Here is a 14,595-nt window from a genome sequence, read left to right as displayed (position 1 = left end):
GCCGCTCACGACACCTCGTCCGCGTCGCCCTCGCTCAGCCACCCGCCCTGGAACCCGGCCCGCTCCAGCCCCAGCCGCACCGCGGGGTTGCTGCGCATGCGCTCCCAGACCAGGCCGCTGCGGTGGTTCTCGAACATGGCCACGATCGGCCCCTGGTCGATGCCCAGGTAGTCGGTGTCCACCCAGCCGAAGCCCGGCTTGATGCTGCCGTGCTGGAGCGTCACGTCGGCCGGCACGCTCTGGTTGAAGGCGTCGAAGAAGCCATAGGAGCCCATGATGTACGGACCATGCCTGGACGCCATGCTGGCCAGCGTCGGCAGCACGATCTCGGGTGCGAACGGCAGGGATGCGGCGACGGCCGTGGGCGTGATCGTGCCGTCGTCCACGGTGCCGTCCAGGCCCACGCCGCGCGCGGCATAGGTGCGAAAGCGCCGCGGCGTGCCCTTGACACTGCGCACCACATCGGCCGGGCCGTTGCAGGCCGCCAGGCCCCACATGCTGCTGCCGTAGCCCTTCCAGCCCATGGGGTTGCGTTCGGCGTAGGCCTGTTGCGCATAGGTGGCGCGGCGCGAGTTCTCGAAGTAGTCCAGGCCCTTGCTGCGCATGTACGCGTCGCGGATGCCACGCAGGTCCAGCCAGACCTGGGCGTACTGGTGGCCGAACAAGGGGCCGAAGCTCAGGTGGGTCTGGCCTTCCACCGTGCCCCAATGGGCCTCGTAGCCCCGCGTCCAGGCGCCGTAGGCGTCGCCCCGCACGGGGTGGGTGGGCGAGCCGAGCGCGAGGACGTAGACCAGCATGGCCTCGTTGTAGCCGACCCAGTCCAGGCTCAGGAAGCCCGCGTGGCGCGCCTTTGCGCTCGCGGTGTGGTCGCTGCCCGCGACCAGCAGGTCTGCAGGCGCCTTGCGCACGTCCGGCAACCAGCCATGGGCGATGGCTGGCGGGCGCGCCTGCATCCACTGCCAGTCCACCCGTTCGTACAGGGACGCGCTGAGGCGGCGGATCTCCTGCTCGACCGGGTTGTCGCCATCGAAGTACTGGCCGGAAAACAGCACGCCGGCCATCAGCAGCGCGGTGTCCACGCTGGACAGTTCGATCTGCCTGTAGCGCCGCCCGCTGGCCAGGTCCAGGAAGCGGTAGAAGAAGCCACGGTGGCCCGCCATCCCCCGCTCCGTCTCGCCCTGCGGCGCGTTCCACAGGAAGCGCAGCGTCCTGCGCGTGCGCGCCGCGGCTTGTGCGCGCCGCACATAGCCGCGCTCGGCGCCGATGCCGTAGGCCGTGAGACCGAAGCCGACCGCGGCGATGCTGCAGAACGTGGGCGTTGGGAAGCGGTCCGGGACCAGGCCCGTCACCGGATGCGCGGTCTCCCAGAAGTAATTGAAGGTCCGGCGTTGCAGCTGGTCGAACGCGAAGGCCGGCGCCGTGCCGGTGGCAGCGGGCAGGCGCGCCAGCGCCGGCCCGCTGGCGGCAGCCAGCGCGGCCAGGCAGAACTGGCGGCGCGAGGCCATGGCGGCGGGGTGAAGGGAGAAGGTCATGGCATCACTCCTCGTCGAACAGGCATTGGCCTTGGCTGGCAATCACACGCGCGTAGTACGCACCGCTGTCCTTGAGCGTGCGCCGCTGGCTCTGGAAATCGACATGCGCCAGGCCGAAGCGCTTGGAGTAGCCGTGCGACCACTCCAGGTTGTCCAGAAGCGACCAGGCGTAGTAGCCGCGCAGGTCGCAGCCGTCGGCCATCGCCCGGTGCAGCACGCGCAGGTGCTGGCGCAGGTACTGCGTGCGCAGCGGGTCGTGCACCGCCCCACCCTGCGCCACCGGCGGGTCGTAGAAGGCCGAGCCGTTCTCGGTGATGTAGACGGGCGGGTTGCCGTAGCGCGTGCGCACCCAGTTCAGCGTGTCCAGCAGGCCCTGCGGGAACACCTCCCAACCGGTCTCCGAATAGGTCGCGCCGCGCTGCACGGGCCGCTCCACCGGCAAGGGGAAGCGGCCCGCGTCGTCGCGCACCACGTTGCGCGTGTAGTAGTTGATGCCCAGGAAGTCGATGGGCGCGCGGATGAGGTCCAGGTCCGAGGCCGGGAATGCCGGCCAGGCCGCGCCGAACATCCGCACCAGCACCTCGTCGTAGCGACCGCGGAACACCGGGTCCATGAAGTGCCGGTTCATGTAGGCATGGGCCCGCCGCGTGGCGGTGCGGTCCTGCGGCGCGTCGGAGGCCGGGTACTTGGGTTCCAGGTTCACCACCAACCCGATGCGGTGCGCGCCACAGGCGCGGTAGGCCTGCACCGCCTTGCCATGGGCGCGCAACAGGTTGTGCGACACGAGGGGCGCCTCGTACAGGTTGCGGTGCCCCGGCGCCAGCGCGCCCGACAGGTAGCCGCCGTCCATCACCACCCAGGGCTCGTTGAGCGTGGTCCACATCTGCACGCGGCCGTCCAGGCGCCGGAACACGCGCTCGGCGTACTCGGCGAACCAGTCGGCGCTGTCGCGGTTGAGCCAGCCGCCGCGGTCGTCGAGCGCTGCCGGCAGGTCCCAGTGGTACAGCGTGGCGTTGGGGGCGATGCCGGCCTCGAGCAGGCCGTCGACCAGGCGTTCGTAGAAATCGAGGCCGGCGGCGTTCACGGCGCCCGTGCCCTGCGGCAGCACGCGGCCCCAGGCGATGCTGAAGCGGTAGCTCTGCAATCCCAGGCGGCGCATCAGCGCGATGTCCTCGGGCCAGCGGCGGTAGTGGTCGCAGGCCACATCGCCGGTGTCGCCGCCGTGGACCAGGCCCGGCGTGTGGCAGAAGCGGTGCCAGATCGAGGCCCCCGCGCCATCTGCCAGGGGGGAACCCTCGATCTGGTAGGCGGCCGTTGCCGCGCCCCACAGGAAACCGTCTGGGAATGCCATGCCATCCACCCGTTCTACAGATGCCCATCCAGCCCGCACGCCCCAGGACATGCAGACCTTCCCGCTTGCGTCGCCTTTCGGCCTGGCCCCGCCGAGAGCACCGGCAGCCACATGGTGGCGGCCGGGCCATCGACCTGGCAAGACCTTCCGCCTGAACGGTTGGCAGTCGAACGACAAACGGTTACAGCCAGTGTGCGCCGCCATCCCGCGCAGCGCCATGGTCGTAAACACTGCCTTGCGATGATCGGACCGAGGCGACGAGTTACAACTTGTTAGTACTGCCGTAATGCCATATAAAGCTCCAACTTCGTTCGATTCCATGCGCTAATCCGCGCTTCAGGCGCTCCGGCCAAGCCGTCGACGGAGTCCGCACCGTCCAATGGCCACCCCAGGCCGCATGCCCGCGACCGGGCTGGAGACACATGAACGAAGTGGCCCTTGGCACGCTGGCGCTGGTTCTGTTCGGCATCGCCGTGGTGGCGCTGTGGCGGCAGTCCATGGCGCAGCGCGCCCTGCGAGCGCTGCAGGCAGACACCGAGCGGCGCGCCGCGGCCCTGTCGGAAAGCGAAGCCTTCATGCGCACGCTGACCGAGACCGGCCAGGCCAGCCTGATCGTGACCGACCGCAACGACCGCGTGCGCCATGCCAACAGCCAGTGGCTGCAGCTGTTCGGCTACACCAGGGGCGAGCTGGCCACGCTGGCCGCGCAGGACGTGCATGCCGACGGCGAGGCAGCGCGCGCCCGGCTGTTCGCCCAGATGCACAGCGACGGCGCGCTGCGCCACTGCGAGACGCGCTTTCGGCGCAAGGACGGCAGCGAGTTCTGGGGCCTCGTGGACTCGGCCCGTGTGCGCATCGCGGGCGAGATGCTGCGCGTGACCTGGATCACCGACAACACCGACGAGCACGCCGCCGCCGAGCGGCTGCGCGCGCTGGCGGCCGAGCAGGAACTGCTGCTGCAGAACCTGCAGGTGGGCATTGTCTACACCGGCGACGGCAAGCTGCTGCGCGCCAACCCGCGCTTTGCCGAGATGTTCGGCTTTGCCGACACCGACAGCCTGGTGGGCCGCGGCAGCGCCTGCCTGTATCCCGACGAGGCCGAGCTCAAGCGCTTCGGCGCCGAGGTCGGCAAGGCCTTCGCGGCCGGCCAGGTGTACAGCGGCGAATGGAAGGCGGCGCGCCAGGACGGCAGCACCTTCGACGCCTATGCCCGCGCACGCGCGATCAGCCACCCGGGCTACCAGTACGCCACGATCTGGATGATCGACGACATCACCGAGCGCAAGCGCTCGGAGGAGGCGCTGCGCGTGGCGCACAAGGCACAGCTGGCGATCTTCGAGGCGGCCAGCGTGGGCATCGGCATCCTGCGCGAGGGCGTGGTCCTGCGCTGCAACCGCCGGCTCGAGGAGATCTTCGGCTACGAGGCCGGCGAACTCGATGGCCGGCCGACGCGCATCTGGTATGCCAGCGACGAGGCCTATGCCGAGGGCCGGCGCATCGCCAACGAGCGCATCGGCCACAGCAGCCGCCACGACCTGCTGCTGCAGCGCAAGGACGGCACGCCGTTCTGGTGCCGCATGCAGGCGCGCTACATCGACCCCAATTCCACGCACGGCAGCGTCTGGGTCATGGAAGACGTGACCGAGGAGAACCAGACCGCCGAGGCGCTGCGCGAGGCCAAGCGCCTGGCCGACGAGGCCACGCAGGCCAAGTCCATGTTCCTGGCCAACATGAGCCACGAGATCCGCACGCCCATGAACGCCATCATCGGCATGTCGCACCTCGCGCTCAAGACCGGCCTGACGCCGCGCCAGCGCGATTACATCGCCAAGGTGCATGGGGCCGGCACGGCCTTGCTGGGCATCGTCAACGACATCCTGGACTTCTCCAAGATCGAGGCCGGCAAGCTGGAAATCGAGCATGTGCCCTTCGAGCTGGCCCAGGTCCTGTCCAACGTCGGCACGCTGCTCGAAGGCAAGGCCGGCGAGAAGGGCCTGGCGCTGACGGTGGACCTGGCGCCCGACGTGCCGCCCGCGCTCGTCGGCGACCCGCTGCGCCTGGGCCAGGTGGTGACCAACCTGGTCGGCAACGCGATCAAGTTCACCGACCAAGGCCACGTGGCCGTGCAGGTGCGGCTGCTCGAGCGCCTGGCCGACGGCGTACGGCTGCAGCTGGAGGTGCGCGACAGCGGCATCGGCATGGACGCCGCGCAGACGGCGCGGCTGTTCCAGGCGTTCTCGCAGGCGGACGGCTCGACCACGCGCAAGTACGGCGGCACCGGCCTGGGGCTGACCATCAGCAAGCGGTTGGTCGAAGCCATGGGCGGCGCCATTGCGGTGGACTCCGCGCCCGGCCGGGGCAGCCGCTTCTGGTTCAGCGTGCGCTTGGGTGTGGCCGAGCGCACGGGCTCGGCGGCCATGCCGATGCCCGAAGCGCTGGAGCCCATGCCGCTGCGCGGCGTGCGCCTGCTGCTGGCCGAGGACAACGAGATCAACCAGCAGATCGCCGTCGAACTGCTGGAAAGCGCCGGCGCCGCCGTGACGGTGGCCGGCAACGGCCAGCTGGCGCTGGACCTGCTGGCCGGCGGCGCGGCCTTCGACGCGGTGCTGATGGACCTGCAGATGCCGGTGATGGATGGCATGCAGGCCACGGCGCGGATCCGTGCCGATGCCCGCTTCGCGCAGCTGCCCATCATCGCGATGACCGCCCACGCCATGGTCGAGGAGCGCGAGCGCTGCCTGGCCGCGGGCATGGTGGACCACATCACCAAGCCGATCGACCCACCGACGATGCTGCGCACGCTGGCGCGCTGGGTGCAGCCGCAGCGCGACGCGCCCCACGTACCCACCGCGGCCGCGCCCACCGCCACCGACCAGCCCCTGCCTGTGCTGGCCGGGCTGGACACCGCGGCCGGCCTGTCCCGCGCGGGCGGCAAGCCGGCGCTCTACCTGCGCCTGCTGCAGCAGTTCCACGAACGGCAGGCCGATGCCGGCGACCGCATCGCCGCCGCGCTGGCGGCGCAGGACGCGGCCACGGCCGAGCGCATCGCCCACACCGTGCGCGGAGTGGCCGGCAACCTGGGCTTCGGCGCCCTGCAGCAGCAGGCCCAGGCGCTGGAGGCGGCCATCGGCTCGGGCGCGCCGCACGCCGAAGCGCTGGCCGCCTTCGCGCAGCAACTGGCGGCCGCGACCGCGGGCCTGCGCGCCGCGCTGGCCCCGCCCGCGGTGCTCGCCGAAGAGCCCGCGCCCCACACCGCCACGCCGGCCGAACTGGCGCAGCACGCCAGCCGCTTCGCCGCGCTGCTGCAGGCCAGCGACAGCGATGCCGGCGACTACTTCAACGCCCACCGCCCGGCCCTGCGCCAGCTGCTGGGCGAGGGCGCGACGGCCCGTGTGGCGAGCGCGCTGCAGGACTACGAGTTCGACACCGCACTCGACCAGTTGCGCGGCGCGGTCCAGACCCACGGCATCGCCGTATAGGAGGCTGTCGGGCCTGGGCATGGCCCCGCGTTGCGCCAGACGGGGCGCAGGCCAGGCGCCGAGCGCAAGCTGGACTGGCGTCCAGCGAGCATTGGCAACGCCGCATGCGCACTGTCTGGTGCAACCCTTCGGGCGCGGGGCCATGCCCAAGCCCGACAGCCTCCTGGAACCGGCCAGCGCGGCCGGCCGGCCACGTAACATCCAGCCGCTTCCCTTTCCGAGGAGACCCATGCCGTCCAACCCGTTCCCCCGGCTGCGCACGCCTGCGCAGCCCGTCACCCGCCGCTGGCTGGCCCGGCTCGCATTGGCTGCCTGTGCCGCCCCTGCCTTCGCCCAACCGCTGGACGGCGGCCCGCTGCGCATCCTTGTCGGCTACCCACCGGGCGGTGCCACCGACCGCGTGGCCCGCATCGTCGGCGACAAGCTGGCCGGCAAGCTCGGCGTGCCCGTGCTCGTGGAGAACAAGCCCGGCGCGGGCGGCCGCCTGGCCGCCCAACAGGCCAAGGCCACGCCCGCCGGCCAGAACCTGCTGATGCTGGCCAACCCCGCCGTGATGGTGGTGGCGCCGCTGGTGTTCAAGGACAACGGCTACGACGCCGAGCGCGACTTCGTGCCCGTGGCGCATGTCAACGACTACGAATTCGGCCTGGCCGTCTCCACGGCCGTGCCGGTCAAGGAGCTCGCGCACCTGCTGGCCTGGATGCGCGCCAACCCCAACCAGGCCAACGTGGGCGTGCCGGCCACGGGCAGCCTGCCGCACTTCTTCGCGTTGATGCTGGGCGACAAGGCCAAGGTGCGCACCGAGGTCATCGGCTACAAGGGCTCGGCCCCGGCCATCACCGACCTGATCGGCGGCCAGCTGCCGATGGCCGTGGACACTTTCGACGTGCTGGTGCCCCAGCACGAGGCCGGCAAGCTGCGCGTGCTGGCGGTCTCGGGCAGCAAGCGCTCGGCCTTCGCGCCCGATGTGCCGACCTTCAAGGAAGCCGGCCTGGACCTCGCCGCGCTGGGCTGGAACACCTTCTTCGCGCCCTCCACCATGCCGCCCGAGAAGGCCGCGCGGCTGGCCAGCGCCATCCACGAGGTCATGCAGGATCCGGACACGCAGCGCAAGTTCACCGATGCGCGCATGCAGCCCGTGGTCAGCACGCAGGCGCAGACGACAGCCATGCTCCAGGCCTACCGCGCGCAGTGGGCGCCGGTGGTGCGCAAGTCGGGCTACCAGCCGTGAGCGGTGGCGCCGCGCCGGTGCGTGGCTGAGCGCCGGCCACTGTTGCGCCGGGCCTGGTGGGGCTGCCTGCTGGCCGCAGGCTGCAGCGCAGCGCTGGCGTGCGAGCGTTCCGTGGTTTCCGTGGTCGTGCCCTACCCGGCCGGCGGCTCGCTGGACGGCGTCATGCGCATCGTGGCGGACGCGGCCAGCCAGGCCACGCAGCGCAGCTTCGTGGTGCGCAACATCGGCGGCGGTGCTGCCACCATCGGCGTGCAGCACGTGCTGCGCCAGCCGGCCGATGGCTGCACGGTGCTGGCAGGCAACCTCAACACGCTGGTGCTGGCACCCGCGCAGATCGCCTCGGCCGGGTATGTCCCGCACGACTTCCAGCCCGTCGGCCTGGTCGGCCAGACCGACTAGGTGGTGATCGCCGCCCCGGGCCTGGCCGCCGAGCGACTGGAAGACCTGCCGGCGCTGGCGGCGCAGCGCGCCTCTGCGCTGACGGCCGGCCACCCCGGCCCGGAGAGCGTGCAATACCTTGCGCTGCCGATGCTGGCGCACCAGCTGCAGCTGGCGCTGCTGCCCGTGCCGTACAAGGGCTCGGCGCCGCTGCTCAAGGACCTGGCGGGCGGCCACATCGACCTGGCCGTGGTGGCCAGCCCCGCGGGCGTCGCAGCTGCCGCGCATGGGCGCGTCAAGCTGCTGGCCCACCTGTCGCAATGGCTGGCCAGCGAGGCCGGCGGGCGCGCGCCGCCGCTGGCGTCGTGGGCCGGCTGGTTCGTGCCGCGCACCGTGCCCGAGCCGGCCAGCCAGTGGCTGCGCCAGGCGCTGCACGATGCACTGGCTGCGCCGCGGGCGGCCCGGGCCTTGCAGGCCCTGGGCTCGCCCGTTCCCGCGCTGGCCGCGCAGGAGGGCTTTGCCGAGCGCTTTGCGCGCGATGCGCAGCGCTTCAATCCACGCCAGGAGCAGGCAGAGGATGTGCCTGCGCCCAACGCTGGGCATGGGCGATGAACTGCACCACGCCGGCGCTGCAGCGCGCCTGATCGCGCGGCACCACCAGCCCGACCGGCGGCATGGCTGGCGTCATCTCGGCGCTGCAGGCCAGCTCGACCAGCAGCCCGGCCTGCAGCAGCTGCACCACCACATTGCGTGGCAGCAGCACCAGCAGCTCGCGCTGCTGCAGCATGGCCAGCGTCAGCAGCACGGCCCGGCCGGTGACCCAGCACACCGGCGGCGCAATGCCCAGCAGGCCGCAGAGCCGGTCGAAGTCGCGCGCCGCCAGGCCTGAAGGCGGCGGCAGCAACCAGGTGGCGGTGCCCAGCTGCGCCGTGCCGACCGGCTGCGCGGCAACCAGCGGATGCTGCGGCCCGCACACCACGGCGTAGCGGTCTTGCACCAGCGGCAGGAATTCCAGATCGGCCGGCAGTTGCTCCGGCGCACGGCAGGCCAGCAGATCGACCGAGCGCTCCTCCATGAGCCGGAGCAGCTCGTCGGCACTGGCGGGCCGCACATCGACGGCGACATCGGGATGCTGCACCGTGAAGCCCGGCAGCAAAGGCGCAACCAGGCCCGACATCGCAGCCCCGATGGCCGCCACGCGCACGCTGCCGGCCGCGCCGGCGTGCACCGCCGCCGCGGCCTCGGCACCGGCCTGCAGCTGCGCGATCGCATTGCGCACCAGCGGCAACAGCGCGGCGGCCATCGGCGTCGGCCGCATGCCGCGCGCATGGCGTTCGAACAGCGGCGCACCCAGCACCGTCTCCAGCTCGCCCAAGGCATGCGTGGCGCCGGGCTGGCTCATGTGCACCGAGGTCGCGGCGCGCTGCAGGTTGCCCAGCTCGGCGGTGCGCACCAGCAGCTGCAGATGGCGCAGTCGAGCGCGCGCCATGAGGCGGCCAAAGAGGACGGAAGGGGTCACAAGACATTCTATAAATGAATGATGTGGCCATCCGATGAATTGGACATGCGCCCTGTTGCTCCCCAGAATCCGCGGCACTCGCGAGACAACCATTCAATTTCTCAATACCAACAGGACGCTGACGGTGTTGCAGATCCCTCCGGAGACAGACACGATGAAGATCCACAATGTGGCGTGGCGCCTTGGCACGCTGGCATTCGCCACCACCCTGGTCGCCTGCAACGGCGGCGGTGGTGACAACGACACCCCTGACGCCCGCCTGAGCACCGTGGACAAGGCCCAGCTGATCAGCCCAAGCGAGGCCACGCAGTGGTTCCAGACCAAGGCCGGCTGGGGCGCCACCTACACCGGCTCGCCGGCCTGGAAGTCCTACATGGGGTTCATCGAGGCGCGGCTCGAAGAGTACGGCGCGCAGAACATCATCCGCGCCCGCTTCCCGTACGAGCGCTGGTACACCACCGAGTACCCCGACAAGACCGGCTGGTCGCTGAGTTCGGACGGCACGCCGGTCGAGGTCGCCTCGTACGCCACGCAGTCCGGCTCGACGGGCCCGAACGGCGTGACCGCCCAGATGGTGCTGTACGACCTGTCGGCGCCCGCGGCCACGCGGCCCACGGCCGCGCAGATGGCCGGAAAGATCGTGGTGGTGAAGCAGGCGCCCTACACCTACACCGGCCTCAGTGCGGGCTACACCGACTACGAGTTCCGCACCAACGACGACCAGTTCCTGGCGCCGTTCACGGCCGTCGATCCGAGCTACGAAGCGAGCTACCGCAACCGCCAGCAGTACGGCCAGATGGGCAGCACCATCAACAGCTTCTTCCGCGCCACCAGCAACCTGCCGGTGGGCCACGTGGTGGTGCTGGACATGCCGCCCGGTGCCGCCCAGGGAGGCCGCCAGCACGGCACGCCCAACCGCTACGAGGTGCCGGGCCTGCTGCTGGACAAGGTCAACGGCGCCAAGGTGATCGAGGACGCCCGCGCCGGCAAGACGGCCACGCTGAAGCTGGACGCGCAGGTCGAACAGGATGCCTTGGCCTACACGCTGGTGGCCACGCTGCCCGGCAAGGACTACGGCACCGACAAGGACACGGCCGTGATGATGGCCACGCACGTGGACGGCCCCGCGCTGATCCAGGATGCCGGTTCGCTCGGCATCCTCGCCGTGGCCAGGTACTACAGCCAGATCCCGCGCGAACAGCGTCCGCGCAGCATCTACATGGTGTTCGACACGCGCCACTTCGTGCCGGGCGCCGAGCGCACCTATCCGTACGACTTCGTCGAGGACAACCATGACATGCTGAGCAAGTACATCATCGGCGGCGTCTCGATGGAGCACGTGGGCGGCGCACAGATGGCCGATGCGGGCAACGCGTTCCGCGCCACCGGCCGGGCCATGACCACCTACATCAACACCCACGGCAACGATGTGACCGTGGCCAAGGCCATCGAGGCGGTGAAGATGGCGGCCCTGCCGCGTGCGCAGGTGAACGCAGAGGAACGCCCTGGCGTCAACGGCAAGCAGCAGAACAACTGGTTCGGCCGCAACTTCGCCGCGCACCTGGAGTCGCTCGGCAACCACCCGGTCTGGCACGTCACGGGCGACTGGCCCAGCTCCGGCTACCAGGCGTTCTACCCTGGCATGGACCGCTTCTCGTCCGAGGTCTTCATCGCCCAGGTGGCCACCGCCTCCAAGCTGGTCGGCGACCTCATGACGACCAAGGACCTGGTGCCGATGTCGTCGTCGTGGTCCAAGATCGACCAGGGCATCCGTGCGCTGTTGGATGCCGACTTCAATGCCCCGACCGAAGCCGCAAGCCGCCGCGCTGCACTGCTGGCGCAGAGCAAGGACATGTTCGCTGCGGTGCAGAAGAGCGACTACAGCAAGACGCCGGCCCAGCTGGACGCGCTGAAGGCTGCCGTGACCGGCGCCACCGTCGCAAATGCGCGGCAGCAGACCATCCTCGACCTGATCGAAGACGTGCGGGCGCGCGTGGCAAAGGCGACCAGGTCGAGCTGATCCCCGCCCGGCCAGGCAACCAGGCCTGCCGATCCAACTTCCGACAGGCGAGACCGCCTGCCTGCCCTCTTCGCGGCCACTTGCCGCGACCGAAAGTGCCCGCGCGTTCGTCGCGGGCTCCCATGACACCGAGAAGTCCATGCACAAGAAATCCCACCCCCTGTCTGTCGGCCGCTGGATGCTGACCAGCATCGTCGCGGCCGGCCTGGTCGCCTGCGGCGGCAGCGACGGCCAGAACCCCGAAGGGACTGCACCGCCCGTCGTCACCCCGCCCGGCGAGGAAACGCCTTCTGCGCCAGATGCACAACCCGTGGCCCTGGAGAAACTCAGCGTGACCGTCGACGGCAAGGAGCGCACGTACTTCGTCTACGCACCCGCCAACGTCGCAGAGCTGCGCGAGAACGACGCACGTGGCGTGCGCGTTGTGATCTCGCTGCACGACAACGGCCAGGATGGCCAGGCCAACGCCGACCGCACGCGCTGGAGCGACGTCGCAGACGCCAAGGGCTTCGTGGTCGCATTTCCGAATGCCGCAGGCGGCAACTGGAACACCCAGCGGCAACCTGGGAGCGCCGACGAGATTGCGTTCGTGCGCGCCATGGCCGCCGCCGTGCGCACCAAGTACGCGCTCACCGCCACGATCCCGACCTACCTGACGGGCATCGGGGCCGGGGCCACGATGGCGCAGCAGATTGCGATGATGGCGCCCAATCTTGCGACCGCGGTCGCGGGTGTGGGCGGCGTCGCTGGCGCCTCGACCTTCGAACTGCCGGCGTCGGAGAGACCCGCCTCGGCCATGGCGGCCTGGATCGTGCGCGCCGCGGGCGAGCCGCTCGCGTTGGATGAAATGCGCCAGATTGCGTACTGGAGCACCGCCAACGGCACGGCCAGCAGCGGCACGCGCACCGAGACGGAGTTGGCCGAAACCGTGAGCTATGCACACCCGGACAATGCGGTCCAACAGCTGAAGGTCTCCACGCTGCGCACCGGCCGTGCCGGCGATGGCAAAGCCATGAGCGAACTGTTCTGGAACGAGATGTTCGACAAGACGGTCCGCTTCGCCGACAACACACAGACCAACGGGACCTTGCATGCCAACCAAACGATTGCGTCCATGCAGTTGGTCGAGACGACGAAAGCGCTGAACCCAGACGGTCCTCGGCGCTGGCTGACCTACGTGCCGTCCAACTACGCGGCACTGACTGCCGGTGGGGCCAAGCTTCCCATCATCTTCTCGTTCCACGGCCGCAACGGATCCGCGCGCTTTCAGGCCCTCATCACGGAATGGCACAAGGTGGCCGAAGCCAAGGGCTTCATCGTGGTGTATCCGCAGGGCATCGGCGCGACGTGGTCGGCATCGATGGAGCCGGACACGCGCGACGTGCGCTTCTTTCTGGACCTGTTGGCCGAGATGAAGGCAAGCTACGCCATCGATGAAACGCGGGTGTTCCTGAACGGCTCATCCATGGGCACGGCCTTGACCAACCGCATCGCGGTGCAGTACCCCGAGCTGTTCGCGGCGATCGCTCCTTGCTACTCGGGACACTTGAGCCCGGCGAACTACGGCAATGCCATCGTCAAGACCAACGTACCGCTTCCCGTTTGGCAGTGCCGTGGTGTGGACGAACTACCCACCGAGTTTCCCGGCGGTACGGCAGGCGAGACGGCGGCGCGCAACTTCTGGCGCGAGACGGTCAATCGCAACATGGGGCCATTCACACTGCAGGTCGACGGCCGCCGCAAGACGGAGATCTGGAACGATGGCCTGGCGGAGTACCGCTGGCAACTCACCGACGACATCGGGCACTTCTGGCACCCCGGACAGGCCTTGAAGATGTGGGACGAGATGCTGTCCAAGTACCGGCGCACGGCGGACAGCCATCTGGTCCGACGGTAAGCGGCGCCCCTGTCGCGCCGCGACCGGCGGCGCGGCCTCCAATTCTTCACACGGAGTCTGATCTTGAAACATTGCACTGCACAGGCCATCTTCGGCCTCACCATCTCGACGCTGGCGCTCGCAGCCACCGCCCAGGATTTTCCGGGCGGCAAGCCCATCACCATGGTCGTTCCGTTCGCGGCAGGCGGCCCGACCGACCGCGTCGCGCGCGATCTGGCCGAGGCCATGCAGCGCCAGCTCGGCAACAACCCCGTCATCATCGAGAACCTGGGCGGCGCCGGCAGCACCATCGGCACCACCAAGGTGGCGCGCGCCAAGAACGACGGCTACACGCTGCTCGTCACGCACGTGGGCATGGCCACCACGCCCGTGCTGTACCGCAAGCTGTCCTACAACTACGAGACCGACTTCGAGAGATCGGAAGAGCGNACCAAGGTGGCGCGCGCCAAGAACGACGGCTACACGCTGCTCGTCACGCACGTGGGCATGGCCACCACGCCCGTGCTGTACCGCAAGCTGTCCTACAACTACGAGACCGACTTCGAGTACCTGGGCATCATCAACGACGTGCCCATGACGCTGATCGGCAAGCCCAGCCTGGCGGCCAACAACTTCGCCGAGCTGCGCACCTGGATCGGTCAGAACGCGGGCAAGGTGAACCTGGGCAATGCCGGCATCGGCTCGGCCTCGCACCTGTGCGGCCTGATGTTCCAAAGCGAACTGAAGGCCGAGATGACCACCGTGCCGTACAAGGGTACGGCACCGGCGATTGCCGACCTGCTGGGTGGCCAGATCGACCTGCTGTGCGACCAGACCACCAACACCACGTCGCAGATCGAGGCCAAGAAGGTCAAGGCCTATGCCGTGACCACGCCCAAGCGCCTGGCCACGCCGGCGCTGAAGGACCTGCCGACGCTGGACGAAGCCGGCATGAAGAACTTCCAGGTCACGATCTGGCACGGCCTGTACGCGCCCAAGGGCACGCCGGCCGCGGTGCTGACCAAGCTCAACACGGCATTGAAGGCCGCGCTGAAGGACCCCGAGTTCATCAAGAAGCAGGAGGGCCTGGGCGCCGTGGTGGCGAGCGACAAGCGCATCGAGCCGGCCGAGCACAAGAAGTTCGTGCAGGCCGAGGTGGCGCGCTTCGGCCCCGTCATCAAGGCGGCTGGCGTCTACGCCGACTGAGCG

The 14,595-nt window shown here is 69.7% G+C and carries 10 protein-coding genes and 1 pseudogene; 8 read left to right on the top strand and 3 right to left on the bottom strand.

Annotation, left to right across the window (positions count from 1 at the left end; genetic code table 11):
* Positions 1-5 precede the first annotated feature (5 nt).
* Both ASF45_RS05420 and ASF45_RS05415 read right to left on the bottom strand, forming a co-directional pair.
* The gene (locus ASF45_RS05420) at positions 6-1,532 is read right to left on the bottom strand and encodes a glucoamylase family protein (RefSeq protein ID WP_056658176.1); all 1,527 of its coding nucleotides are present in this window, start codon (positions 1,530-1,532) and stop codon (positions 6-8) included.
* A gap of 4 nt (positions 1,533-1,536) precedes the next feature.
* Complete coding sequence (locus ASF45_RS05415; protein WP_056658173.1) at positions 1,537-2,883, bottom strand: GH1 family beta-glucosidase; 1,347 nt, start codon at positions 2,881-2,883, stop codon at positions 1,537-1,539.
* Positions 2,884-3,305: 422 nt separating this feature from the next.
* Between ASF45_RS05415 and ASF45_RS05410 the strand changes: the two genes are divergently transcribed.
* The 4 genes from ASF45_RS05410 (at position 3,306) to ASF45_RS05395 (ending at position 8,583) form a co-directional block, all read left to right on the top strand.
* The gene (locus tag ASF45_RS05410) at positions 3,306-6,362 is read left to right on the top strand and encodes a PAS domain-containing hybrid sensor histidine kinase/response regulator (protein WP_056658170.1); all 3,057 of its coding nucleotides are present in this window, start codon (positions 3,306-3,308) and stop codon (positions 6,360-6,362) included.
* A gap of 229 nt (positions 6,363-6,591) precedes the next feature.
* Positions 6,592-7,593, top strand: coding sequence for a Bug family tripartite tricarboxylate transporter substrate binding protein (locus tag ASF45_RS05405; RefSeq protein ID WP_082550821.1), 1,002 nt, complete (start codon positions 6,592-6,594; stop codon positions 7,591-7,593).
* 111 nt (positions 7,594-7,704) lie between these two features.
* The gene (locus ASF45_RS37045) at positions 7,705-7,992 is read left to right on the top strand and encodes a tripartite tricarboxylate transporter substrate-binding protein (RefSeq protein ID WP_156472860.1); all 288 of its coding nucleotides are present in this window, start codon (positions 7,705-7,707) and stop codon (positions 7,990-7,992) included.
* 3 nt (positions 7,993-7,995) lie between these two features.
* Positions 7,996-8,583: a tripartite tricarboxylate transporter substrate-binding protein gene (locus ASF45_RS05395; RefSeq protein WP_162243961.1), complete on the top strand. Its 588-nt coding sequence runs from the start codon at positions 7,996-7,998 to the stop codon at positions 8,581-8,583.
* On the opposite strand, the gene ASF45_RS05390 is transcribed toward ASF45_RS05395, so the two are convergent.
* Positions 8,522-9,490 carry a LysR family transcriptional regulator gene (locus ASF45_RS05390; protein WP_162243960.1) on the bottom strand — a complete coding sequence of 323 codons (969 nt, stop codon included), beginning with the start codon at positions 9,488-9,490 and terminating at the stop codon, positions 8,522-8,524. The genes ASF45_RS05395 and ASF45_RS05390 overlap by 62 nt on opposite strands.
* Before the next feature lie 154 nt (positions 9,491-9,644).
* On the opposite strand from ASF45_RS05390, the gene ASF45_RS05385 reads away from it, so the two are divergent.
* The 4 genes and pseudogenes from ASF45_RS05385 to ASF45_RS05375 all read left to right on the top strand — a co-directional run.
* Positions 9,645-11,510, top strand: a complete 1,866-nt coding sequence (locus ASF45_RS05385; RefSeq protein WP_056658160.1) for a hypothetical protein — start codon at positions 9,645-9,647, stop codon at positions 11,508-11,510.
* Between the two features lie 178 nt (positions 11,511-11,688).
* Entirely contained in the window at positions 11,689-13,407 is a 1,719-nt protein-coding gene (locus ASF45_RS05380; protein ID WP_056658157.1) for a PHB depolymerase family esterase, read from the top strand.
* A 111-nt stretch (positions 13,408-13,518) separates the two neighbouring features.
* Positions 13,519-13,835 (top strand): annotated as a pseudogene (locus ASF45_RS35060) (Bug family tripartite tricarboxylate transporter substrate binding protein); the annotation flags it as partial.
* Position 13,836: 1 nt separating this feature from the next.
* On the top strand, positions 13,837-14,592 hold a 756-nt coding region (locus ASF45_RS05375), incomplete at its 5' end, for a tripartite tricarboxylate transporter substrate-binding protein (protein ID WP_063887588.1).
* Positions 14,593-14,595 lie beyond the last annotated feature (3 nt).

This window comes from Pseudorhodoferax sp. Leaf265 (genome assembly GCF_001422365.1).
Taxonomy (GTDB): domain Bacteria; phylum Pseudomonadota; class Gammaproteobacteria; order Burkholderiales; family Burkholderiaceae_C; genus Pseudorhodoferax.
Note: the sequence above shows the minus strand (reverse complement) of the source record. Positions and strands in the feature narration are given on the sequence as shown.

What these genes read in the sequence shown, in the direction of transcription:
- ASF45_RS05415 (WP_056658173.1), bottom strand. Translation starts at nt 2,883, where the DNA reads ATGGCATTCCCAGACGGTTTCCTGTGGGGCGCGGCAACGGCCGCCTAC.
- ASF45_RS05380 (WP_056658157.1), top strand. Translation starts at nt 11,689, where the DNA reads ATGCTGACCAGCATCGTCGCGGCCGGCCTGGTCGCCTGCGGCGGCAGC.
- ASF45_RS05405 (WP_082550821.1), top strand. Translation starts at nt 6,592, where the DNA reads ATGCCGTCCAACCCGTTCCCCCGGCTGCGCACGCCTGCGCAGCCCGTC.
- ASF45_RS05420 (WP_056658176.1), bottom strand. Translation starts at nt 1,532, where the DNA reads ATGACCTTCTCCCTTCACCCCGCCGCCATGGCCTCGCGCCGCCAGTTC.
- ASF45_RS05385 (WP_056658160.1), top strand. Translation starts at nt 9,645, where the DNA reads ATGAAGATCCACAATGTGGCGTGGCGCCTTGGCACGCTGGCATTCGCC.
- ASF45_RS05410 (WP_056658170.1), top strand. Translation starts at nt 3,306, where the DNA reads ATGAACGAAGTGGCCCTTGGCACGCTGGCGCTGGTTCTGTTCGGCATC.